We start from the raw sequence: 24,951 nt of genomic DNA on the forward strand, positions 1-24,951 counted from the left end.
AACTTCATCGATCCTTTTGTTTTTTTCTTGGCGTTTTTTTCTTAAAATGCGCGCAATATTCTTTCTAGAGATCGACCATGAACAAAAGTGTCTTAACTAACGTCATCGCGTTAGCACTGCTTGCTGGCGGCTATGCGACAGCAAATCAATACCTACTTTACGCGGGCCTATTCGCCTTTTCTGGTGCCATCACCAACTGGCTCGCGATTCACATGTTGTTCGAGAAAGTACCCGGCCTATACGGTTCTGGCGTCATTCCAGCACGCTTTGAAGAGTTCAAAGCAGCCATCAAGCAACTGATGATGGAGCAGTTCTTTACTGAAAGTAACATCGACCGCTTCCTAAGCAGCGAAATGAGCGGTGGTCAATCACTGAACCTAGAGCCTGTGATTAAGAAAATCGATTTCAATCCTGCGTTCGATTCACTGGTTAACGTTATCGAGAACTCACAGTTTGGCGGCATGCTAGCAATGTTTGGTGGTACGGAAGCATTAGAACCAATGAAAGCGCCATTTGTTGAGAAGATGCAAGAATCGGTTATCGAAATCAGCAAGAGTGATTCAGTGAAGAATGCCATCAAGGAAGAACTGGAATCACCAGCGATGATGGACGAAATCAAAGAGAACATCGAAGCGATCATCGATCAGCGATTGAATGAACTGACACCGAAGCTGGTAAAAGAGATGGTTCAAACCATGATCAAGAAGCACCTTGGCTGGCTAGTCGTTTGGGGTGGTGTATTCGGTGGTGTGATTGGCTTAATCTCTGCGGCAATTACGCTGTAAGCCGGACAAGTTTATCGGATTACTTTTTATCTGACGCTCAACAAAAAATGGAAGCTCATTAGCTTCCATTTTTTATATCTATCAAAACTGGCTCAAGCCAGGAGGGCACTAATTTAAAGTCGCTAACAGCTCAGGGTTCACACCAAAGCCCTTTTTATGCTCTTCAATCACCACTTCACTGCGCGTCTGAATCACACCTGGCAAGGTACCTAACTTGGTGGCCATAAACGCTTGGTATGCCTTCATGTCTTTCACTCGAACCTTGATCATGGTGTCAAAGTCTCCCGACAACGAATAACACTCTTCCACCTCTGGCATCATTTCTACAGCTTGAGCAAACTTATCAAAAATCGAAAAGCTGGTCTGATCCAAGCGAATATGGATAAACACTTGAACATCGAGCCCCAACTTCTCGGAACACAGCTCTGCGTGGTAACCCGTGATGTAACCCTCTTTTTCTAATCGCTTCAATCTATCAGAGCAAGGGGAGGTCGTTAGGTTAACCTGCTTGGCCAACTCAACCACAGGCAAGCGCCCTTTCATATGCAGAATTCTTAGTATCTCTTTATCGATACGATCAAGCTGATGCTGAGACATAACATTCCTTAAACATTCTAAATTCGGCTCAGTATATTCCATACCTAGAGCAATCGAAGAAAACCCCGCTCACACATTTAAAAACTAAACATACAAGCCACATTTACACCAAATATAAATTCATACAAATAGATAACAATCGTTATAGATCAAACTCTGGCTATTAACAAATTATTATAGAAATGACCCGATAAACAAATAAGTTGAGCCAGAAACGAAAGAAAGGATATATGGCAAAGTGAATAATAGAATTATCAAAGAGAAAGGATGACTCTATTATGAAAACACAAGAACTCGCATATAAACCCTACGGTATCGGCTCATGGACACACGTAACAGTGTCAAAAGATGTGGCTCAAGCACTCGCTAATGAATACTCAAACTACGGATGGGAAGTAAAAATTGATGGCAATGCCATTAACAGCGAGATCGCGCTTAAAGCAGCTTAAATGACAAAAACCTCCCAAAAGGAGGTTTTTTTGATATCAGTTAGTAAGCACTTACCATCAGCTAAGCTAAGCCAACTTGAGGAACTGCATTTCCCGCTTCACAACGGCAGTTGCATGTGCGACAAAAGTGCTGCGTTTCCATATCGTAATATAAATTGCCACTAAATAGCTTTGACGTCCATTGCAACATACGGCCAGAGGTTGTCTCAGGCTCTGATTCACAACGTTTCATTATAGACTTATGTAGTGTTGTTTTTTTACATCCTTTGCAATAGAGATCAGGCATACCTTTGTCCTATAGGTCTTTAGTGGTTACTGACAATTGACACATGATGTCCAATTCGGTTCCACAATTCACCGAGCTAATAACAAAAGTGAGCGCCAAGTTCAAAAAATAGCCACTTTTCTATTTCATTTTTTGACATCACACGCCATTGAGTAAGTTGATCTTTCCCTTCTCACGCAAGATCCGATCGCTTCAATTTACATTGTAAAACCCCAATAACCGCTCGTTCACGTCTAATTTCATCCCGATCTTAAGTACGACAAACGTCGCACCTCAGTAACAAAATACTGATATCGTAGGCTGCTCAAATTGCTGAATCCAAACTACTCACCTATACACCTTTATACGAGACGATTAGAATACTCGGCGATCAATTAAACATGCCTGTTTAGTTCACGCTCTCGTAACCAATGAGGTAGAAATGCTCACCGTTACTCAAATTGCCAAGGCCAACAACATATCTCGTACCACCATTCTCTACTACGAGCGTGCCGGGCTGCTTTTACCTCACAGCCGCTCCGATAATGGATATCGTTGGTATGGAAAAAAAGAGCAAGCTCGGTTAGAGAGCATTATCTCTTACCGATCGTTTGGTTTGTCTATCCAGGAGATCAGCGCTCTGCTTGATCGCAAAGACGATGTGAAACAAGAGCAGACACTAGTGAATCAGTTCAACGCCTTGGAAAAGGAAATTCAGAACCTACGTCAACAGCAGAAAGCGATTGTGATGTTGCTTGAACAACCTGAGTTGCTAGAGCAGAAGATGCTGACAAAAGAGCGCTGGGTACGGGTGATGGAGAATGCTGGGTTTGACGAAAAGGATATGAAGAACTGGCACAAGCAGTTTGAAAAGATGGAGCCTACCGCTCACCAAGAGTTTTTGGAATCTTTGAATATCGATGAGCAAGAAGTCGCGAGCATCAGAGAGTGGTCAAAAAAATAGAGCCACCGAAGTGACTCTATTGTTCTTTGTTTATATCTTTTGCTAATTCGCTTGTATTTTTACAATGTAAATTAGTCTAGCTCTACTAGCTTCTTCTCGAACTCAGCGTGTTGCGCTTTCACTTCGTCTTCTGGCTCGCCAGTAATTAGGCTCACGATAACGATAGATAGAGTCGATAGGATGATTCCCGGTACGATTTCGTAAACGTCGAACCAACCGCCAGTGAACTGCTTCCAAAGTACGATAGTCACACCACCAACCACGATACCCGCTAGAGCGCCGTTACGGTTCATACGAGACCAGTAAAGGCTCATCACGATAGCTGGGCCAAATGCCGCACCAAAACCAGCCCAAGCGTAAGACACAAGGCCAAGTACAGAGCTGTCTGGCGTCATCGCTAGGAATAGCGCGATAAGAGAGATGATGATTACCGCAAAGCGACCCACACGAACGATCTCTTCAGATGTCGCATCTTTCTTAAGTACTTGCTTGTAAAGGTCTTCTGCCATTGCAGATGAAGATACAAGAAGTTGTGAATCCGCAGTACTCATGATTGCAGCAAGGATAGCCGCCAGTAGAATACCTGCGATTACTGGGTGGAACATAGCGTTAACAAGAAGCATGAAGATCTTCTCACCATCGTCTAGCTTAGGCGCGCCAGAGTTAGTCACGTAGATAAGACCAACCAGACCCACTAGCATTGCACCAACCATAGACAGTGCAGTCCATACCACTGCGATACGACGCGCTGTTGCTAGGTCTTTATTAGTACGTGTTGCTTTGAAACGAGCAAGGATGTGCGGCTGACCGAAGTAACCAAGACCCCACGCCGCTAGCGAGATGATCGCGATAGCAGATAGCGGTTCACCTTTCGCATCATTCCATAGCGTTAGAAGCTCTGGGTTGATGTTGTGAAGATCAGTCGATAGCTGACCAAGACCACCGTTCATCGCTGCAATTGGTACAATCAATAGCGCAGCAGACATCAATAGACCTTGAACCAAGTCAGTCCAAGATACCGCAAGGAAACCACCAAATAGCGTGTAAGAAACCACACATACTGTGCCGATGATTACCGCTGTTGTGTAATCTAGACCGAATACCGTTTCAAACAATTTACCACCCGCTACCAAGCCAGAACTTGTGTAGAAAAGGAAGAATAAAAGGATAAAGAAAGCAGAAATTGTTTGGATCAGCTTAGAATTATCATTGAAACGACGAGATAGGAACTCAGGTAGTGTCAGTGACTCTGTCGTAATGCTGTAAGTACGCAGGCGCTTAGCACTGATTAACCAGTTCGCCCAAGTACCAACTAGCAGGCCACCAGCAAGCCAGAATGCTTCAAAACCAGCAGCGTAAGCGTAACCCGGTAGACCAAGTAGTAGCCAACCACTCATGTCTGATGCACCAGCAGAAAGTGCAGCAGGCCATGGGCCTAGCGAACGACCACCAAGGAAGTAGTCTGTCGAGCTAGAAGTACGTTTGTAAGCAATAACACCGATTGCCAGCATCATAATTAGATACGCAATGAACGTCGTCGTTATTGCAAAACTGTTTTCTATCATTTGATAGTCCTCATTTGTAAAAAGCCTTCCATGCCTAATTCAATGCAAGACACTCACCGTAAAGGCAAGCGAGTGCATTGAGTTAGGTATTGAGGCTCCAAGGCACTATGAGTTAAATCCAAAGGTGGTGAAACCAACAATGGAGAAAACAAAAGTGCTTAGAGCCAATGTTACTGAAGGTTAGTGAGCTTCGCTTCCAAGTTCGAGCAAGGTCGCGTTACCGCCCACGGCTGTTATATTTATAGTTCGCGTACGCTCGGTAATGAAACGCAGCGATAGGTGTGGATCGTGAGCAACATGCATTGCTGTCAGATCCGTTTCAGCTACTAAACTGACGATGGCACCGTCACGCTTAGCAAGTTGTAAATTGATAGCTTGAGCCGTTTGTGAGTTACCTACGTAGCCTGCGCTACGTACATCGCAAGACAGCAGCTGTTGAACCGCGTCGTACGAAGCAACCTGCACCAAGTTCGTCGGTAAATTCGCTTGTTTCGCTGCATCAGCAATCAAGGTGTTGAATTGCACGTCATCACTGCACAATTGCACGCTGTTACCCGCTAATAGTGCTGCGGTAATCATCGCGGTTGCTGTTTGCAGTGCTGGCTCTTTGTCTTGGCAATCATCAACAATCACCAAAGCCACACCACGTCCTGCAGCATACAGCTCGTTTGTTTCACCAGTCGGGCCAGCCATTAAGTGCTGCTCAGAAAGCAACGCAGAGGCCTGCTCTAGGTGATAAGTTGCCACTGCCGCCAAAGACGTAGATTGGCTTTCGATCTCTGATTTGAATGCAAGTACCTGAGCACTCTTATGATCAAAATCGGTAAGATTCCATTGTTCCCACGCCAAGAAAGCATCAGAAAAACCTGTCACTTGATGAACCATGATACTGCTCCTTATGCCTTGTCTTGTGATTGAGAGAAATGAACATCAGTAAAGCGGTATAGGTAGTGAGGACCACCCGCTTTAGGGCCAGTACCAGACAAGCCTTGACCACCAAATGGTTGCACACCAACAACAGCGCCGACCTGGTCACGGTTGATGTAACAGTTACCCACACGAACGTGTTTTTCGATCCAACGGTAAGTTGTCTCGTTACGGCTGTGGATACCCATGGTTAAGCCAAAACCGGTTTGGTTAATTTGGTCTACCACTTGCGCCAGTTCACTCGCTTTGAAGCGAACGATATGCAGTACAGGACCAAACTGCTCTTCTTTCAAACAGCTAATGTCATCGATTTCAAATGCACTTGGTGGAACAAAGTCACCATGTTCACAATCCGCTCCTAGAGAAAGTTGAGCTACTTTCTTCTGGGTCTTAGTCATGTTTTCTAGGTGCGTCATCAACTTCTGCTTCGCGTTTTGGTCGATAACTGGGCCCACATCCGTTTTATGAAGATGTGGAATACCAACGCTTAGCTCATCCATCGCACCGTGAATTAGTCCAATCACGCGATCTGCAATGTCTTCTTGAATGTAAAGCACACGTAGCGCAGAACAACGTTGACCTGCCGAAGCAAAGGCAGAACGAATGACATCACGAACCACTTGTTCAGGCAGTGCAGTACTGTCGACAATCATCGCGTTCTGACCACCGGTTTCCGCGATAAACGGTACTGGTTTAGCGTTGCGGCTTGCTAGTGACACGTTAATGCGTTGTGCAGTTGGGGTTGACCCCGTGAAGGCAACGCCTGCAATCGCATCGTGGCTAGTTAGCGCACTGCCGATCTCTGCACCACGACCAGGTAGAAGTTGAATCGTGCCAGCAGGGAAGCCCGCTTCATTCATTAGTTCCACCGCGCGAGCCGCAATCAAGCTTGTTTGCTCTGCAGGTTTCGCCACAACCGTGTTACCCGCCACTAGTGCAGCGGTAATTTGGCCAAGGAAGATCGCCAATGGGAAGTTCCAAGGGCTGATACAAACGAACACACCACGACCTTGTCGCGAAGCGATTCGAGTTAGACCATCAAAGCCTTTTAGCTCAAAACCTTGTAGGTTGTTCGCTTGTTTTGCGTAGTAACGACAGAAGTCGACCGCTTCACGTACTTCATCAATGCTGTCGTGAATTGTCTTACCCGCTTCTTGATGACAAATTGCCACCAGCTCAGCCAGGTTTTCTTCCATCAGATCAGCCAGCTTCTCAAGCGCAGCGGCTTTGGTTTCAACCGATGTCGCATTCCAATCAGCAAATGCGGCGTCTGCACCAGTGATCGCTGCGGAAACATGATCAAGGTTTGCAAAAGCCACCTGACCCACGCTAATACGACGATCGTAAGGTGCTGTTACTTGTTCAACATTCTGATCAACCTTGATCATGCTTTCGGCAAGAGATTCGCCGTTGATCACAGGTCCAGCAGTCCATTTATTGTTCAAAAAGCCTTTTACTTGCTCTTCAAACTGATGCGCTTCGCTTTCGATATCAATGTTCACACCGTATGAGTTCTTACGCTCAGGGAATACCGCTGGCGGCAGAGGAATCTTAGTGTTGTTCAACGTATCGAATGCCAAAAGCATGTCGACTGGATGCTGTGTTAGCTCTGCCACAGGGCAACGAGCATCAACCAAACGGTGTACAAACGAGCTGTTTGCACCATTCTCTAACAGACGACGTACTAGGTATGGCAGTAGATCTTTATGGCTACCAACTGGCGCGTAGATACGTACCGACTGTTGGTAAGCTTCCATTGCATGGTTGTAAAGTGAATCACCCATACCGTGTAAGCGTTGGAATTCAAAGTCTTTATGGTCTGTCATCACTGCAATAGCAGAAACCGTATGAGCATTGTGGCTAGCAAACTGCGGGAAGATATTGCCACGAACACTTGGGCTCAATAGATAACGCGCACACGCTAGGTAGGCTACATCAGTCGCTTCTTTGCGAGTGTAAACAGGGTAGTTATCGAAACCAGCTTGTTGTGACCATTTGATCTCGCTATCCCAGTAAGCACCTTTCACTAGGCGCAGTGGGATTAAGTCGCCCTGCTCTTTTGCTAGGCGGTTTAGCCAAACTAGAACTGGTAACGCACGCTTTGAATACGCTTGAATAACCAGACCAAACTTACCCCAGCCTTTCACTAGCTCGCTGCGATACAGTTTTTCGAATAACTTAAGCGAAAGCTCTAGGCGATCCGCTTCTTCAGCATCAATTGTGATCGCAACATCAAGCTCAATCGCACGGCGCAGTAACTGCTCTAGCGTGTCGCATAGCTCAGTCAGTACGCGGTCTTCGTTCGCCACTTCGTAACGAGGATGAAGTGCAGAAAGCTTGATAGACACAGATGGCGCTGGGCTAGATTTTGAAGAGACATAAGTGTCTCGACCTACGGCTTCAATCGCCATTAGGTAATCTTTAAAGTACTTATTTGCGTCAGCTGTAGTCAGTGCCGCTTCACCTAGCATGTCGTAAGAGTAGGTAAAGCCTTTGTCGCGCATAGACTTACCGTTCTTTTGCGCTTCAGCAATGCTGCGGCCAAGAACAAATTGGTGACCCATCACTTTCATCGCTTGGTGCATCGCTTTACGAATTACCGGCTCAGAAAGCTTGTTCACTAAACGGTTAACCGCTTGTCCAGCACTCTGCTCATTCGATGAAAGTCCAACCACCTTGCCTGTTAGCATTAAGCCCCAAGTCGAAGCGTTAACAAAAACCGAATCAGAATTCTTTAGGTGAGACTTCCAATCCGCAACGCTTAGCTTGTCGCGAATCAGTGCATCAGCCGTTGCTGAATCAGGAATACGCATCAAGGCTTCCGCCAGACACATCAGCAAGATGCCCTCTTGAGTATCTAAGCTGTATTCAAGCAACAGTGCATCGATCATCTGGATAGAAGTCTTATCCGCACGGATAGCTTCGATCAAAGAAGTCGTTTTGTCTGTGATTTGCTGCTTTTCAGACTCAGAAGGGGTAGCTAGTGGCAGAAGTTGCTCTAGCCATTGGGTTTCATCCACCATATATAATGGTGAGATAAGCGACCATAGATCATCAAGCGACTGCTCGTTGAATTCTGGCTTTAACACATCAGTAGCTGTAAACATGCGTTTTCCTTAATCTCACACCCGGAATTAGCCCGGGATCTCTACAATGGCTGCAGTGTATTTAGAGTATATAAGGAATACTTGTCAAAAACTCCGAGTTTTTTGCTAAAAACTCGCTTTATTAACAAAACAAACACAATGTCACATATGAAACTTTAATATAATATGCCGTTTCGTTTCACTATTTAACAGAAATTTGCTTTTTGTATTGAGATGGTGACATGCCTTGAAGGCGTGAAAATGTGTGGGTAAAAGAGGATTGACCGGAGAATCCAGCAAGTTCTGCGACCTGACCAAGGCTTAAATTCCCTTGTTCAATAAGACGTCGAGCACGGTCGATTCGCTTACCTAGTACATACTGGTGAGGAGTAATGCCCATTTGCTCTTTAAACAACATATGGAATTGGCTTTCGCCTAAGAACACGCTACCTGCAAGTTGCGCGACTGAAATCTTACTTGCTAAATGTTGCTCGATGTAACGATCAAGCGCTTCAAGATCGAAGCGCGAATCCTTCACTGACGTTTCAAATGCCGAGATGTGCCTTTGCATTAAGGCGATCACCGTGTCATTGCAGGCTCGGCTTAACAACAGATCATCAGGACTCGCCTGCATCTCTTGTACCAGCATATGAATAAGCTTTTGAATTTGCGCATCTAATTGGAAATAGACGTTCGAAGACTCGAGCTGATTAATCTTCTCTAGCATCAGCGGGTCGTCGTCACTGGGCACGGGCATGTTAAGCACCAAAATGTCGGACTGACCGACCACACCACCGAAAGCATGATCAGAGCTCGCTGTCACCACACAACCTTGTCCTGGGCCAACAAGATTCCCCTTACCACTCACTTCAAATTCCGCCTGACCTTTTAAACCAATCACCACCTGAGAATAATGGTGATCGTGGCAATCCATATGCGATGGCAAAGTGATAATCTCAGCAGGACGAGGGCCAGTAAGGCCTAGCGGAGAAAGGTCTAGGTTAGGAAAGGGTAAAGGTTTAGACATGACAGAAAAATACTCGGGTCAACATAGTAAGAATAATACTCTTAAATGCGCATAAGATGAATTTGTAAATGCTCATGAGAGTTATTTGCTCGCGAGAATGAAAAGATCATTATCGCGATCATCTTGATCATGCCTCCGGAAAGATGATCAAGAGTGTACAAACTACGGCCTATGTAAAATCAATATTTTCGGTGCTTTTTTATAAATCTCAACCTCACGATTCACTCAACCAAGATGACTCATAAATGAGAAATTAATCATCAGAGCATCACTAAAACATTTGCTTATATAGCTCAAACAATTCGCATAAAACTTATAAAAAGTGTATCCAAAGTACCGAAACGCGGCATTTGAGTAGATTGAAATACAATAAAACGGTATAAAGACGGATACTGTGTTAATTGCTAATAACTAGTGACTCACAACTAGAAAGCAGACACATTATCAATGAGCCAATTTCAATCTATAAGTTGCAGGGACCTATGACTAACTTTCGAATTTCAGCGCTTTTACTTGCGCTATCCCCACTTTGGGTATCTGCATCGGTATCAGCTGAAGAACTGAATCAAGTCGATCCCGTTTCAGCCATCGATGCAAAAATAACAGAGAAAAACTCAGATATTGAGCGTATTTCAGCAACCAAAGTATCGGCGACTGAGAACCTAAAACAACTACAGAACACAAACAGTAAGTTGTTGCGCGAAGGTGAAGAACTTAAGGCAAAACGTAACAGAGCCAAGTCTGTACTAGACAAACAGTACAGTCGTCTACTTGAAGACCCAGAAACGGACCTGGTCTCTTTTCAAAAAAGCTACCAAGATGCATGGGCTGCAGTTAAAGAAAATCAATCGGCTCAGTTAGACAATCAACAAGCGATGAATGAGGGTGAGATTCACCTTTCTCAGATCAAACAGAAGCAAGCTCGAATGAACAATGAGCTGGCAAGCCTGAGAGAGTCAAAAGTTGAAGCTCGCGTAAAACGTATCGCAACAGAACTGCGTGAAAGTGCAGTTTTGGAAACCAGCTACACCACCACATGTGAATCCACAATGACCCTTGGTGAGTGTACAGCTCAAGGTAAATACCTAACGAACCAAAAAGCGGTGCAAACGTTCAAGAGCCAGTTACTTGAGCAGCTCACAGAAAGCACTCTGGCGAAGCAGAACTTGCAAGGGGTTCAGCTGAACATCCACGTTCAGGACAGCCAGCCAATCAAGAGCGGTTTCTCTGGCAACAACTCTTACTTCATGCAGATGCAAGCTCAACTGCAAGCAAAACCTGAAGCGGTTGCCGCATGTAACCTATTGAACGTTTCAACACGCTACTGTTTAACTGGCAGCGATGCGGCTGCAGTTAAAAAGAGCGACAAGAAATGGGCAAACGTAACCGTGCGTTCTGACCAATACAACGACTCTGTGACCATCAACGGTATTAAGTATGGCAGCACACCTCTTGAGGTAGCGCTACCAAGCGGTCGTCATCAAGTAACTATCTCTAAGCAAGGTTACGAGTCATACAACCGCACAGTTACCATCAACGGCAGCGACACTATCTGGGTTAAGCTTCTTCCTAGCAAAGAAAGCTAATTCCCTCAGTAGAAGATCGCCATACCGATTTCACAAAGCTGAATGAACACTCGCCATTTTGTTGATAGTTATAAACTGTTGATTTTTATAAACAGTAGCTGCAGACGAAATGGCGTTGTCGTTTAGAATAGTCGATTAACCTAAATTACGATTGAAGTAGCCCATCATGCGCCAAGGTTTACCCACTCTATTATTTGCACTTGCACCCTGCTTAATGACACCTGCTGTTTTTGCTGAAGCAACACCACCAGCAATCACGGCCGCCTCTGTTACTGATCTTGAAAGTTCGCTTTTCGAAAAGCACGCCGAGTTAACGGCTATCGAAAAGAAAGTCGTAGACAAACAAAACCAAGTCGATAACCAAGCGCAGCAAACGGCACGTCTCGCTAAACTATCTGTGGAAGCAGAACAAAAACTCGCAGCGGCCAAAGCAAGCCTAGAGCAGGATTACACGCGCATGATTGATGAGCCAGACTTCGATATCTCGACGGCTCAAAATCACTTCCAAGACGCATGGAAAACCGTGAAAGAAGGCAAACTTGCGATTTCTGACTCAGAACAGAAGCAGCAAGGTTTAGCTATGGAGCTTGAAGCTATCCAAGCCGAGAAAAGAGCGACAGAAACAGCCATCGCACAGCTAGAGCAAGACAAGCTGAGAGCAAGAGCTGAACGACTCAGAAACGAGATCACCCAAACACAAGAGCAAACGGTCAGCTTTACCAATCGCTGCAGCAGCGACATGACATTAGCCCAATGTTCTGATCAAACAGTGACCCTAGCGCTTCAAAAAGCAGTAAAACAGTTCCAACACAACCTCGTTGATAACACGACAGAATCGAAAACTGTCAAACAACACTTGGCATCGACATCACTGAATATCCACGTGCTACAACACAAGGTGACTTCCTCTGGTTTCTCAGAAGATAACCGATACAGAGCTGTGATTGCTGCGAATCTAGAAACTCGCCCGGATAAGAATACACCTTGCCGCCTACTTGGTATTCAATCGTCTAACTGTTTCACGCAAACCGATCAACAAGCCAACGACCAGCAAAAAGAGGTCGCTTGGGTCAACTTAGTGGTTCGCTCAAATCAGTACAACGACAAAGTGTTAATCAACGGCGTTAACTACGGCAGCACCCCTGTTGAAATCATGTTACCAACCGGCCCACACATGGTGACGATCGAGAAAGAAGGTTACCTTTCTTTCCACCAAGAGCTAAAAATAACTCGCGATCACAACCTAAGAGCGGTATTACAAGCCAAACAAAACACGTTAAACGTCGGTACCAAGTTTGCGGACCCGATGGAAGATAATACTCAGAGCCCTGAAATGATTGTGGTCGGCTCTGGTCGCTACCTGCTGGGTGAGAACAGTGCCAAGCAAGTAACGATAAAACAGCCATTTGCATTAGCCGCGACCCCGACACGTGTGCAAGATTTTAGAGCGTTCGTTAAGAGTACTGGCTATCAGACAGATGCTGAGCTAATGAACACCTGCGACACCTTCGCTAATGCCGAGATTACTTCAGTCTCCGACAATGACTGGCAAAAACCGGGCTTCAAACAAGCTGACAACTCTCCGGTGGTTTGTGTAAGCCAAAACGATGCTCAAGCCTACACTCGCTGGTTATCTGAGAGCACTGGCTTCACCTATCGCCTTCCCACACCACAAGAGTGGGAGGCCGCAGCAAGAGCAGGCCAAGACACCAACTTCTGGTGGGGTAACGAATTCCGCACAGGTAAAGCTAATACAGGCTGGGCTGGTACACCTTGGTCAAACGTCAGTACGTCTCCTGTTAAATCATTCATGCCAACACCAACGGGCTTCTACGACATGGTCGGCAATGTATGGGAGTGGACAACCGTTCAAAAGGGCCTAGCCAAAGGTGGCGCGTGGAGCTTCTCTCCTGAAGAGGCCAAAGCATTTAACGAGCTATACGTTGCGCCTTCAACAGCAGCCAACTACCTCGGCTTTAGAGTGTTACGAGAGCTGTAAGCTCTCGATAGCTCGCCCATTACTTTAAAATATTTACTCTAGGCTCTCATTTATCGCATTGAATCGTGTTTATAGGGGAATTCCCCCCTTATGCATAGGTACGCCTAGGAGTAAATTCGTCGATAGAGTAGTAAGTCACTCTGGGTATCTAACTGATGCCTCAGCTTAATTTACCTGACCCTCGTAAATTAAGCTGAAAATCTTCTACATGTCGACAAGGCATAACTTGTCTTTGGCCAGCCCCTCTTCAGGCTGGCTTTTTTTTGCCTATTGAACACGCAGTTCGCCGACCTATCATCCGTGAATCACGCAGTTATTCAGCACTTTGATTAACGAAAACTCACCCAGCCTTTTCTACACGTACTCCAACCTGTAATTGCCATTGCAGAGCAATAGTAAACTGATATCATTGCAACATCGAAACACACGAGAGAAAACCTTGCCAGAACCACTAAACCCCATACATCGTTCTTTATTCGAACAACTTCCAGGCTGCTGGGGCTGTAAAGATACTGACTCTGTTTTCGTATACGCAAACCTCGCTTACAACCAATTGATCGGTTTGAAGCCGGGCGAGAGTTGTACCGGCTTGACGGACTTCGATATGCCGAGCCAAACCATCGAATGCGCACAAGACTTTAGAGCGCAAGACAAGCATGTAATGGAAACGCGCTCGACGCTTAAAATCCTTGATATTCACCCCTACCCGGATGGACGCTGGCACGCCCATATCTTCACCAAAACGCCTTGGCTTGATGACAACGACAACGTGCAAGGCACTATCTTCTATGGGCAAGAACTCACAGACACAGCGATTTTAGAAGTGGGTCACTGGGTGTGTCAGGCAACTTGCGCCAAAGACAATCAAGCATCAATCGCAGGCTCAACTCCGCGAGTGTCTAAACTGCAAAAGAAACTGACCTCACGTGAATCAGAGGTACTGTTCTTACTGCTTTTCGGTAAGAAGCCTCAATACATTGCATTGACATTGAACATCTCAATCAAGACGGTCGAGGGGCATGTCGCTAGACTAAAGCAAAAGTTCGATGCACGTAGTAAGAGTCAGTTAATCGAGTATGCATTGGATTCAGGATTAGGCTCTGTGATTCCTGAAACCTTACTCAAGAAACAGATCTCAGTGGTTCTACACAGCGACTGATTAACGACTCACAGCGCCCATAGAGATAAAAAGACAGACAAAAAAATACCGTTGATGTGGATGAACACAAGATCAACGGTATCTTCCTAATTTTACTGTCTTTACTGCTGAGTCCAACAGACTCAAACTATGGCGCTAGGCGATCAATGTCCCAGCTGTTGTCTTGGCGTGAGAACAAGAAGCGATCATGCAGACGGTGCTCACCACCTTGCCAAAATTCAATGCTATCGACGCGCACTCGGAAACCACCCCAGAAAGAAGGAACCGGAATCTCGCCTTTCGCAAACTTCTGTTTAAGCTCTAGATACTTGCCTTCTAAGATGCCACGTGCAGAGATACGGCTACTCTGCTTACTTGCGATAGCTGCCAATTGGCTCTCTTTTGGACGAGACGAGAAGTACTTCATGTTTTCCATCGCCGTCAGCTTTTCAGCGGTACCAGTAATATGAACTTGTCGCTCTAACGGATGCCAAGGGAAGTGCAAACTGATCTTGCTGTTATGCTCAAGTTGCTGCGCTTTGCGGCTACCTAGGTTGGTGTAAAAAACGAAACCATCTTTATCAACATTCTTCAGCAAAACAATACGTTGGAATGGCTGTCCATTTTCATCAACCGTCGCCACTGTCATTGCCGTCGGATCCATCAACTTAGCTTCAATCGCTTGCTCTAACCAAAGGTTAAATTGGTCAATTGGGTCTGCGGCTAAGTCTTTACGTCTCAATCCACCCTGAGCGTATTCACGACGAATGTCTGTCAGTTCCATTTGGTTGCTCCTTTTAATTTTTTTGTGATTCTGCTCTGTAATCCTTTGAAACACAAGTCTAAGCCTTGGTTTTGTCTCATTGAAGGTGCTCTGTGTTAACGAGATCTCGGTACGCTAACCGTCATATTGATAGTCTATATGTAAACTGATTGTAACTTGAGTTTCTCGTGTCTAAAAAACTGTCTAACCTGATCACGCCTTTTGTATTTTTCTCATTGATACTGGGAACGGCAGGGCTAACTGCTACTCACTTTTTGGCCGGTCAATACCAAGAGCAAGTTGTCACACAACAACTCAATGAAGCGGCGAACAAAGCCAACCTCCAGATCGATTCTGAATTGGATAAGTTCAAACAAATACCTGACTTGCTCAGCCACGACCCACGCCTGCTGTCTTACTTTGATGAATCACCAAAGAGCGACAAAATCTCCACAGCTGAACTCAACACCTTGTTATTCGAGTGGTCGGGGCAAAGCCAAGCCGATACCATCTATATCCACGATCCGAGCGGCACAGTGGTTGCATCAAGTAACTATCGAAAGCCTCGGACTTTCGTTGGCGAAAACTTCGCGTTTCGCCCCTACTTTGCCTCTGCAATAAAAGGCCATAAAACCCAATATGTCGCACTCGGCGCTCGCTCTGATGTGCGAGGCTATTTCTTATCTTCACCACTTTATATCGACGATGACATCGTAGGCGTCATCACGGTGAAAGTAAGCTTAGAAAACCTAGAAAACATTCTAACTAGCGACGACTTTGAGATTGTGGTGCTTGATTCCAACCAAGTGGTGTTTCTCTCTAGTCAGGTACCTTGGCTTTATCACTCATTGCTACCATTAACGGAACAACAACAGCAAGATATCGCAGCGCAACGCCAATACGGTCAAAACAAAATTTCGATCATTGATGCGTTTAACTCTTCGAGCCAAACAACCGATGCAAGCAAAGCGCTCACTGCAAACCAGTTATTTAAACTTGGAAATTTTAACCTGTACCCTGCCGCTACCAGTGACAACCAGTACCAAGTTGTGGCTATCAAGGACACAAGATCCGAACTGCTCAAGGTGCTGCAGATCGACGTTATCTTCATTGTGATTTACAGCTTAGTCATGCTGATTGCTTGGTCGTGGCGCCAAACCTACCTCGCGAAAGTGGCACTGACTGAACTCAATCAGAACCTAGAGCAAACCGTAGATAAGCGAACTCAATATCTAAAGCAATCCAATCAACAACTTCAACAGACACTCTTTCAATATCAAGAGTCTCAATTGAAGTTAAAACAGACAGAGCAAGAGCTAACGCAAACCGCTAAGTTAGCCGTGCTGGGTGAGCTGTCAGCCAGTATTAATCATGAAATCAATCAACCACTTGCTGCGCTTAGAACCTATAGCGAAAACAGCGTCAAGCTGCTTGAGATGGGACGCTCAGACTTAGTAAAAAGCAATCTGGATAAAATGATCGCGCTAAACACTTCGATTACCGAGATCATTGCACGCCTTAAGGTATTTACGCGCAAGGTAACCAAGCAAGAACATCATGTGGCGAATCTGCATCAAGCGATCAACAATGCCACCAGCATTCTCAGCGCGCTGATGATCAAACAAGGCATCACCCTAAGGTTAAGTACCGTGCCAGATGACATTAATATCGCGATTCACCCAACCGAGCTTGAGCAAGTGTTGGTTAATCTGATGCACAATGCGACACAAGCACTTTCGCAACAAGTAGCACTTCAAAACGACTTGGAAACTCAAGAAGGGAAGCAACCGACCATTCCTCAAATAGGCGTAGAGTGGCAGCTTAATAATAATGATGCCTGCCAACTGATCATTTGGGATAACGGGATTGGTATCGCCAGTGACAAACTGGAACATTTGTTCGACCCGTTTTTTACCACTAAGCCTGAAGGATTAGGGCTCGGGCTTTCGATATCGAAGCGAATCATTGAAGCCTATCACGGCACGATCAGCGCAAGCCAGCTCGAGCCTTCAGGCATGGTATTCTCTCTGAATATTCCACTGTACCAAGACAAAGGCTAAAGGATTGTTATTAATAGCTTTCTTCAACATTAAGGACTCAACACTTGCACTCTATGCCTAAACTCTACTTTGTCGATGATGAACCCGCAATTCGCGACTCAGTAGAACAAGCCATGCTCATTGAAGGTATCGACATTGTCTGCTTTCCTAATGCGATTGAGGCTCTCAAGCAGATTAATATCACGCAAGCAGGCATTGTGATCACCGATATTCACATGCCAGTGATGGATGGCATTCAATTTACGCAAAAGCTGTTGAGTCAAAATCCGAATTTTCAAATCATCGTACTGACTGGACACGGCGATGTGCAAACCGCCGTTTCAGCGATGAAGTCCGGTGCTTATGATTTTCTAGAAAAACCATTTGTGGTTGATGCCCTGCTTACCGCAGTAAGAAAAGCAGCAGATAAGCTCGCCTTGGTTGAAGAAAACAACCTGCTTAGAAAAGAGCTCGCGATGCAGAATCAGGTTGGCCCAAAACTGATTGGTCAGTCTCAATCAATGCAGACATTACGCCGCGAATTAATCACCTTAGATTGCAAACAGAACCCACTGTTATTGTTTGTTGGTGATATAGGAACAGGCAAACGCATCACTGCGCAGTACACCCACGATTTACACAGCCAACCAACAGCGGAGCTTTGTCCGATTGCTGCATTTAATTTACCGCGCAATGACGAATCGACATTTCACCAATTCGTGCTTCAATTATTTCAAAAGCATCAAGGTGGAACGCTCTATATTCATGAAACAGAAGCATTAACTTCACAACAATGGCAGTGGTTAGCGGCTCTAAAACCGACTCTACTTCGTGAAAACTCATGCAAGACCAATGCAACTTGTATCATTGTCGCAACTACAGTAGTACCGACTACAATTATAAATGAGCTGCGTCGATTTAATCTATTACCATTAGCACAAAGAACGGAAGATATCGGGTCTTTGTTCAAACACTTTGCTCGAGGTGCGGCAAGTCGTTATCAGTTGCCTCCGCCGGTAATCACAGAAAAAGAGATTCAACGCTTGATAGCCACTCACTGGGGCGACAACATTCGCCAGCTTCGTCAACATGCCGAGCTGCGCGTGCTAACTCAGGTGAAGCAACCAGCACTCGACGATCAAGAGTCAGGTCAAGCAGACAATCCAGAACAAGCGGATGACGGTTCGCTAGACGTCAATATTGAAGAACAACAACAGTCATTAAGCCAACGTACCGACAGCTTTGAACAAATCCTCTTGATAGAAGCACTGCATCGCCATCAAGGGCGCTTAAAAGACGTACAACAAGAGCTGCAAGTGTCGAGGAAAACCCTCTATGACAAGCTAAGAAAGCACCAACTCGACAAAACAGATTTCAAAAACAGATAAGAGTTAAAAAATATATAAATTCAAATATTTAAAGGAGCAATTTCTTAACATTTATCAAAAGTAAGAATACACTCAATAGGCTTGCACTTTTATTCAGCAAACAAGGACTGTTATGAGCCAGAAGAATTTCAGTAAATTGAACGAAACCGAACTTGAGTACGTCGACGATAAAACCGCGGCACTACTACTCAATACGCCGACCAGTGCGCGTATCATGTTGTGGATGATCGTTCTGTTCTTTATTGCTGCTATTGGGTGGTCCGCTTGGGCGGAGATCGACAAAGTTACTGTCGGGCAGGGCAAAGTGATCCCCTCTTCCCAGATCCAAGTTGTGCAAAACCTTGAAGGTGGTTTAGTTAAAGAGATCTTGGTGAAAGAAGGTCAGCAGGTTCAAAAAGGCCAGCAACTGCTATTGATCGATGACACTCGATTCCGTTCTGACTTCCGTGAGCGTGAGCAGCAAGTTGCCAACTTAACCGCCAACGTATTGATGCTCTCCGCATCGTTAACCAGCGTAGTAATCAATGAAGACTTTAACGAAAAGGAGTGGAAGAAAAGTGTCACTCTTGATTATGGAAAACTCGCTTTCCCGCCTAAGTTCTACGAGGTTCAACCTGATCTGGTCAATCGTCAAAAAGCAGAATACCGCCAAGATTTAAACAACCTTAAAAACCAACTTTCCGTTTTTGATCAACAAGTTGAACAGAAACAACAAGACCTTGTCGAGATCAAAGCGCGTGTGCGAAACCTAAAGCAGAGTTACCAATTTGCTCGCCAAGAACTGGACATCACCAAACCGCTTGCCGACGAAGGCGTGGTACCAAGAATTGAATTGCTTAAGCTGCAACGACAAGTCAACGATACTCGCCGAGAAATGACCTCAAGTGAGCTTAAAATCCCTCTGCTACGCTCTGCAATCAAAGAAGCCATGCTCAGCCGTATCGATGCGGCGCTCAACTTCCGCTCTGAACAGCAAGAAAAGCTCAACCAAGCACAAGATAAACTCTCGGCACTGACTGAATCTGCGGTTGGCCTCGAAGACAGAGTAAACCGTACAGTTGTCGTTTCTCCAGTAACCGGCACCGTTAAAACGTTAGGTATCAATACCGTGGGTGGTGTAATCCAGCCAGGTATGGACATCGTTGAGATTGTACCGACCGAAGACTCCTTGCTGGTTGAAGCAAAAATTGCCCCACAAGACATCGCATTCCTGCGCCCAGAACTGACCGCCATTGTTAAGTTCAGTGCTTATGATTTCACTAAATATGGTGGCTTAGAAGGCGTGTTGGAACACATCAGCGCCGATACGACACAAGATGAAGAAGGCAACAGCTTTTACATCGTGCGTGTACGTACCGAGAAACATAATTTTGGACAAAACGAAGAGCTGCCAATCATTCCAGGTATGACAGCCTCGGTCGATATCATCACGGGTAAAAGAACCGTACTTGAGTACATGTTGAAACCTATCCTCAGTGCACAAAACAACGCACTGAAAGAGTAAGGACGTTTGATGGTTAACAATGCCTTTCAATACATAGTGAACCAACAAGAGCTGAGGCTATGAAGTCTCGAATATCGCTGTTACTGCTCGTCCTCACCTCTTTTACTTCTGTCGCTCTCAATAAGAACGACCAAAGGTGGATCGATGCGGTCACGCAGACCTACGGTGAGAGAGCCGGAAAACGCGTGGCAACCTGGCGTTCAAATATGACGTCATACGATGGTTTAAGCGAAAAAGAGAAACTCACGTCAGTTAATCAGTTCTTCAATCAGATGTACTTTGTCGACGACAGCATTCTGTGGGGAAAAAACGACTACTGGGCGACCCCGCTGGAATTTTTAGGCAGTAACGCAGGCGACTGTGAAGACTTCACCATTGCCAAATACTTCTCTCTGCTTGAACTAGGCGTTCCAGATAAGAAATTGCGATTAGTGTACGTAAAAGCACTGGAACTAAACCAATTCCACATGGTGTTGGCTTACTACTCCACACCGAGTGCAGAGCCACTAATTTTGGATAATTTAAACCCTGAGATAAAGCGCGGTTCTAAGCGCCCTGACCTACGACCAATTTACAGTTTCAACGGTAAAAACCTTTGGTTAATCAAGTCGGCAGCAGGCAGCGGCAAGCTAGCAGGGAAATCTTCAAGATTGAGCTTATGGAACGACTTACGTTCCCGTGAGCGCTCTCTAAAATTAAACAAACCCATTATCAATTACGATGAGTAGGTACAATGACTTTATATAAACAGCTTGTGGTCGGGATGGTTGCGGTGTTCATATTACTGATGACGTCAGTCTTTATGATCGAATTCAATACTACTCGTGGATACTTAGAGGAGCAGCAACGCTCTGAGGTAAGTAATACCATTAATACTGTTGGACTGGCTCTTGCCCCTTACCTTGAAGAAAAGGACAAGGTATCGGTAGAGTCTGTTATCAACGCTCTGTTTGATGGCAGTTCTTACTCGGTCGTACGATTAATTTTTCTCGACAGCGGTGAAGACATCATCCGTTCATACCCTGTAAAGCCTTCGGGCGTGCCCCATTGGTTTACCAATCTCAACCTATTTGAACCCGTTCATGATCGCCGAGTGATCACCAGCGGCTGGATGCAACTTGCTGAGGTAGAGATCGTCAGCCATCCGGGTCCGGCCTATGATCAACTGTGGCAAGCCTTTACCCGCTTATTAAGCATCTTTGGTGTGATCTTTTTACTCGGCTTGATCTCGATTTCATGGATCCTTAAGCGAGCACTACGCCCACTATCGATGATCATCACCAAAATGGATCAGATCGCTAAGAACCAATTCGGTGAGCCATTAACACGTCCTAAAACAAAAGATCTGATCTTGGTGGTTGATGGCATCAATCACATGTCGACTCAAGTTGAACAAGCCTTTAAAAACCAAGCGAAAGAAGCCCAGAAACTGCGCGAAAGAGCGTACATTGACCCGGTTTCTCAGCTGGGTAATCGCGCTTACTACATGTCGCAATTAAATCAGTGGTTAGAAGAGTCGAGTTTAGGTGGTCTTGCAGTACTGAAAGCGGAATTTATCAGTGAAGAGTACGACGAGAAAGGTTACCAAGAAGGTGATGCGTTAGTGCATCAATTGGCAGAACAACTGCAAGCTTCCATCTCATCGCCAGATATCACCATCGCACGTATTTCTAGTGACGAGTTTGGTTTCATTATGCCGAACATTGATGAAAGCGAACTTAAACTGGTTGCAAGCAGCATCGTAAACTGTATTCAAAGCCTAGGCTCAGATCCAACAGGCATGGCAAACCCACACATTGCATTGGGTGTAACACACAGCAACAAACGTAAAACCAGCACCGAAATCATGTCACTGGTCGATAACGCGCTGTCTAGTGCTAAAGCGAACCGTGAACTCGCTTACGGCTACGTCACTGCTGACGACCACGGCGCAGTAATGGGTAAACAACAGTGGCGTATGTTGGTTGAAGAGGCGATCATCAATGACCTAGTCACATTCCGCCTACAAGCTGCAAACAATGCGTTTGGCAAAACCTATCACCAAGAGGTGTTCTCTGCGATTGAGAAAGATGGCATTCGTTACGGTGCCAACCAGTACCTATACGCACTAGAACAGCTTGAAATGAGCCACATTCTCGACCAATACGTTATCGAGAAGATGATTGAGAAGCTAACAGCACAAGAGGTGACCAGCCCAATCGCAATCAATATCTCACCAAGCAGTATTTCTCAGCCAAGCTTTATCCGTTGGATTGGTAAAACGCTTGAGCAAAACGCTTCACTTGCTCACCTGCTGCACTTTGAGATCCCAGAAAACTGTTTCATCAACGTTCCGCACTACACGGCACTATTGTGTAACACCATTCGTAATGCTGAAGCCATGTTTGGTGTCGATAACTACGGACGTAACTTCCAATCACTGGACTACATCAACGAGTACCGTCCTAGCTACGTGAAGCTAGATTACCTGTTCACGCATAACTTGGACGATGAGAAGCAGAAATTCACGCTCACGTCGATTTCACGAACGGCTCATAACCTTGGTGTCACCACCATCGCATCTCGAATCGAAACTCAGACTCAGTTAGATATCTTGTCTGATAACTACGTAGAAGTGTTCCAAGGCTTCATTGTTGATAAATAGTTGTAAGGGTTATATCGCATGCAAGATCCACTATTGAACTCATTGATCTACGTTAGCCGATATTACGGATTAGCGAACTCGCCTGAGGCGTTGGTCAATGGGTTGCCACTATCAGACGGAAAGCTAACCCCTTTCCTGTTCCCACGTTCGGCAGAACGTGCGGGGCTAGTGGCAAAAGAAAACCGTTCCGACTTAGATAACATCCCACACCTAATTTTGCCGGCGGTATTATTGCTAAAGCAGGGCGAAGCGTGTGTGCTCAACAGCATCGACCTTGAAAAACAAGAAGCTGAAATCATCACAGCTGAGAGTGGAATGGTGCCAATCATCATTCCTGTTGCCGAACTTAAAGAGCAGTTCATTGGCCGCTACTTCTTAGTTAAAAAGCAGTTCCGCTATGACGAGCGCTCACCAGAAGTCCTGAAAACACGCAAAGGTCACTGGTTTTGGAGCACCATTTGGGAATCGAAAAACATCTATCGTGATGTTTTGATCGCATCAATTCTTATCAATATTTTCGCGATTGCCGCGCCGATGTTTACGCGTTTGGTGTACGACAAAGTAGTACCCAACCTCGCATTTGAAACCTTGTGGGTATTAGCGAGCGGTATCTTCGTAGTCTTCCTGTTCGATTTACTCTTAAAATTGATGCGTAGCTACTTCATCGACGTCGCGGGGAAAAAATCTGATATCCTGATTTCATCTAAATTGTTCAGCAAGGTACTTGGCATCCGTATGGAAGCAAAACCAGCTTCAGTTGGTGCCTTCGCGAAGAACTTGCAAGAGTTTGAGTCAATTCGAGAGTTCTTTACCTCAGCTACGATTGGTTCTCTGATCGACTTACCCTTCGCCATCATGTTCCTCGCCTTAATCTGGTTAATGGCGGGTAACTTAGTGTTTGTTCCAGTCGCTGGTGTGGTGATTCTGATCATCTACGCGTTGCTGATTCAAGGTCCATTGCGTCGCACCATTGAAGAAGGTTCACGCCTAGCCTCTCAGAAATACGCAAACTTGATTGAAAGTTTGGCGGGCCTAGAAACCGTTAAACTATTCAGCGCACAGAGCCAGTTCCAATTCCGTTGGGAAGAAGCCGTTGCTCACATGGCGAACTGGAATATTAAAAGCCGACGCATTACCGACAGCATCCAAAACACCGCAGGCTTTGTTCAGCAGAGTACCAATGTAGGGATGATCATTTTTGGTGTGTATCTAATTGCTGAAGGCGAACTGACAATGGGTGGTTTGATCGCTGCAACCATGTTGAGCGGCCGTGCGATTGGTCCTCTTGTTCAATTGTCGCTGCTTTCTACACGTTACAACCAAGCCAAATCTTCAATGACGCTGATTGAACAAGTGATGTCGATGCCTGATGAGCAGGAGGAAGGTAAGCGCTACATTCACCGACCAATCATCCAAGGTCATATTGCGCTAGATAAAGTGACTTTCCACTACCCTGATTCCCCCGTCGCTTCAGTGCGAGATCTCAGCCTGACCATCACACCCGGCGAGAAGGTGGCGATCATCGGTCGTATTGGTTCAGGTAAAACTACCCTAGAACGCCTGATTATGGGCCTCTATAAGCCCACAGAAGGCCATGTACGCATTGATGACACCGATATGGAGCAACTTCACCATGTCGACGTACGACGTAATATAGGCTGTGTACCGCAAGACAGTAACCTATTCTATGGTTCAGTCAGAGATAACATTACTCTAGGCCGCCCTTTGGTGGACGATCGTGATGTGATGGATGCAGCGAACCGTGCGGGTGTGACAGCCTTTACTCAGCAAGATCCTGCAGGCCTAGAGCGCCAAGTGGGTGAAGGTGGTGGTTTGCTTTCTGGTGGTCAACGCCAGTCAATTGCGATTGCCAGAGCTTTCTTAGGCCGTCCTCCGGTGTTGCTAATGGATGAGCCAACCAGTGCAATGGATAACCGTTCAGAAATGCACATCAAGCACCAGCTTAACCAACTGTTACCAAGCGAAACGCTGATCCTTATCACTCACAAAACCTCGATGTTAGATGTTGTAGACCGAGTCATCGTGATGGAGAAAGGCAGCATAATTGCTGATGGTCCGAAAGCGAAGGTGCTGTCCGATCTAAAACAAGGTCGCGTAAGAGCAGTTAGCTAAAGCCTGTCATCAACACAATCACCAAAGGGGAGCGAATGCTCCCCTTTTTTATTCCCTTAAACCGTGACAAAAGGGGAACAAAGTAACTGAAC

Annotated in this window: 19 protein-coding genes; 12 read left to right on the forward strand and 7 right to left on the reverse strand. The window is 45.6% G+C overall.

Annotation, left to right across the window (positions count from 1 at the left end):
- The first annotated feature begins 77 nt into the window (after positions 1–77).
- Positions 78–785: a hypothetical protein gene (locus F0232_RS03265; protein WP_008218014.1), complete on the forward strand. Its 708-nt coding sequence runs from the start codon at positions 78–80 to the stop codon at positions 783–785.
- A gap of 108 nt (positions 786–893) precedes the next feature.
- On the opposite strand, the gene F0232_RS03270 is transcribed toward F0232_RS03265, so the two are convergent.
- The gene (locus tag F0232_RS03270) at positions 894–1,382 is read right to left on the reverse strand and encodes an Lrp/AsnC family transcriptional regulator (protein ID WP_061031933.1); all 489 of its coding nucleotides are present in this window, start codon (positions 1,380–1,382) and stop codon (positions 894–896) included.
- A gap of 278 nt (positions 1,383–1,660) precedes the next feature.
- Between F0232_RS03270 and F0232_RS03275 the strand changes: the two genes are divergently transcribed.
- Positions 1,661–1,831 (forward strand): hypothetical protein, encoded by a 171-nt coding sequence (locus F0232_RS03275; protein ID WP_004736895.1) that lies wholly within the window; start codon positions 1,661–1,663, stop codon positions 1,829–1,831.
- Between the two features lie 61 nt (positions 1,832–1,892).
- Here the strand turns inward: F0232_RS03275 and F0232_RS24995 are convergent, their stop codons facing one another.
- Positions 1,893–2,117, reverse strand: a complete 225-nt coding sequence (locus F0232_RS24995) for a hypothetical protein (RefSeq protein ID WP_061031932.1) — start codon at positions 2,115–2,117, stop codon at positions 1,893–1,895.
- Positions 2,118–2,538: 421 nt separating this feature from the next.
- On the opposite strand from F0232_RS24995, the gene F0232_RS03280 reads away from it, so the two are divergent.
- Positions 2,539–3,060: a MerR family transcriptional regulator gene (locus tag F0232_RS03280; protein ID WP_105058610.1), complete on the forward strand. Its 522-nt coding sequence runs from the start codon at positions 2,539–2,541 to the stop codon at positions 3,058–3,060.
- A gap of 71 nt (positions 3,061–3,131) precedes the next feature.
- Here F0232_RS03280 and putP read toward each other — a convergent pair whose 3' ends face one another.
- From putP to F0232_RS03300, 4 genes are all read right to left on the reverse strand, one after another.
- Entirely contained in the window at positions 3,132–4,622 is a 1,491-nt protein-coding gene (putP, locus tag F0232_RS03285; protein WP_061032388.1) for a sodium/proline symporter PutP, read from the reverse strand.
- 183 nt (positions 4,623–4,805) lie between these two features.
- Positions 4,806–5,510 carry a 1-pyrroline-5-carboxylate dehydrogenase gene (locus F0232_RS03290; RefSeq protein WP_105058611.1) on the reverse strand — a complete coding sequence of 235 codons (705 nt, stop codon included), beginning with the start codon at positions 5,508–5,510 and terminating at the stop codon, positions 4,806–4,808.
- A gap of 11 nt (positions 5,511–5,521) precedes the next feature.
- Positions 5,522–8,659, reverse strand: coding sequence for a bifunctional proline dehydrogenase/L-glutamate gamma-semialdehyde dehydrogenase PutA (gene putA / locus F0232_RS03295; protein WP_105058612.1), 3,138 nt, complete (start codon positions 8,657–8,659; stop codon positions 5,522–5,524).
- A gap of 181 nt (positions 8,660–8,840) precedes the next feature.
- Positions 8,841–9,665, reverse strand: a complete 825-nt coding sequence (locus tag F0232_RS03300; protein ID WP_017071242.1) for an AraC family transcriptional regulator — start codon at positions 9,663–9,665, stop codon at positions 8,841–8,843.
- A 482-nt stretch (positions 9,666–10,147) separates the two neighbouring features.
- Between F0232_RS03300 and F0232_RS03305 the strand changes: the two genes are divergently transcribed.
- From F0232_RS03305 to F0232_RS03315, 3 genes are all read left to right on the forward strand, one after another.
- Positions 10,148–11,251, forward strand: coding sequence for a PEGA domain-containing protein (locus tag F0232_RS03305; protein ID WP_061031929.1), 1,104 nt, complete (start codon positions 10,148–10,150; stop codon positions 11,249–11,251).
- A 166-nt stretch (positions 11,252–11,417) separates the two neighbouring features.
- Positions 11,418–13,250 (forward strand): formylglycine-generating enzyme family protein, encoded by a 1,833-nt coding sequence (locus F0232_RS03310; protein ID WP_105058613.1) that lies wholly within the window; start codon positions 11,418–11,420, stop codon positions 13,248–13,250.
- Between the two features lie 409 nt (positions 13,251–13,659).
- Complete coding sequence (locus F0232_RS03315) at positions 13,660–14,409, forward strand: helix-turn-helix transcriptional regulator (RefSeq protein ID WP_061031927.1); 750 nt, start codon at positions 13,660–13,662, stop codon at positions 14,407–14,409.
- A gap of 127 nt (positions 14,410–14,536) precedes the next feature.
- On the opposite strand, the gene pdxH is transcribed toward F0232_RS03315, so the two are convergent.
- Positions 14,537–15,172, reverse strand: a complete 636-nt coding sequence (gene pdxH, locus F0232_RS03320; RefSeq protein WP_008217992.1) for a pyridoxamine 5'-phosphate oxidase — start codon at positions 15,170–15,172, stop codon at positions 14,537–14,539.
- A 167-nt stretch (positions 15,173–15,339) separates the two neighbouring features.
- On the opposite strand from pdxH, the gene F0232_RS03325 reads away from it, so the two are divergent.
- The 6 genes from F0232_RS03325 (at position 15,340) to F0232_RS03350 (ending at position 24,859) form a co-directional block, all read left to right on the forward strand.
- Complete coding sequence (locus tag F0232_RS03325; protein WP_105058614.1) at positions 15,340–17,211, forward strand: ATP-binding protein; 1,872 nt, start codon at positions 15,340–15,342, stop codon at positions 17,209–17,211.
- A gap of 53 nt (positions 17,212–17,264) precedes the next feature.
- Positions 17,265–18,578 (forward strand): sigma-54 dependent transcriptional regulator, encoded by a 1,314-nt coding sequence (locus tag F0232_RS03330; protein WP_105058615.1) that lies wholly within the window; start codon positions 17,265–17,267, stop codon positions 18,576–18,578.
- A 112-nt stretch (positions 18,579–18,690) separates the two neighbouring features.
- Positions 18,691–20,082, forward strand: a complete 1,392-nt coding sequence (locus F0232_RS03335) for an HlyD family type I secretion periplasmic adaptor subunit (RefSeq protein WP_008217986.1) — start codon at positions 18,691–18,693, stop codon at positions 20,080–20,082.
- 59 nt (positions 20,083–20,141) lie between these two features.
- Complete coding sequence (locus tag F0232_RS03340) at positions 20,142–20,810, forward strand: transglutaminase-like cysteine peptidase (protein WP_061031924.1); 669 nt, start codon at positions 20,142–20,144, stop codon at positions 20,808–20,810.
- Positions 20,811–20,815: 5 nt separating this feature from the next.
- Entirely contained in the window at positions 20,816–22,726 is a 1,911-nt protein-coding gene (locus F0232_RS03345; protein WP_105058616.1) for a LapD/MoxY N-terminal periplasmic domain-containing protein, read from the forward strand.
- An 18-nt stretch (positions 22,727–22,744) separates the two neighbouring features.
- The gene (locus F0232_RS03350; RefSeq protein WP_105058617.1) at positions 22,745–24,859 is read left to right on the forward strand and encodes a type I secretion system permease/ATPase; all 2,115 of its coding nucleotides are present in this window, start codon (positions 22,745–22,747) and stop codon (positions 24,857–24,859) included.
- Positions 24,860–24,951: the final 92 nt, after the last annotated feature.

Origin of the sequence: Vibrio sp. T3Y01 (genome assembly GCF_013114525.1) — a bacterium.
Classification (GTDB): domain Bacteria; phylum Pseudomonadota; class Gammaproteobacteria; order Enterobacterales; family Vibrionaceae; genus Vibrio; species Vibrio chagasii_B.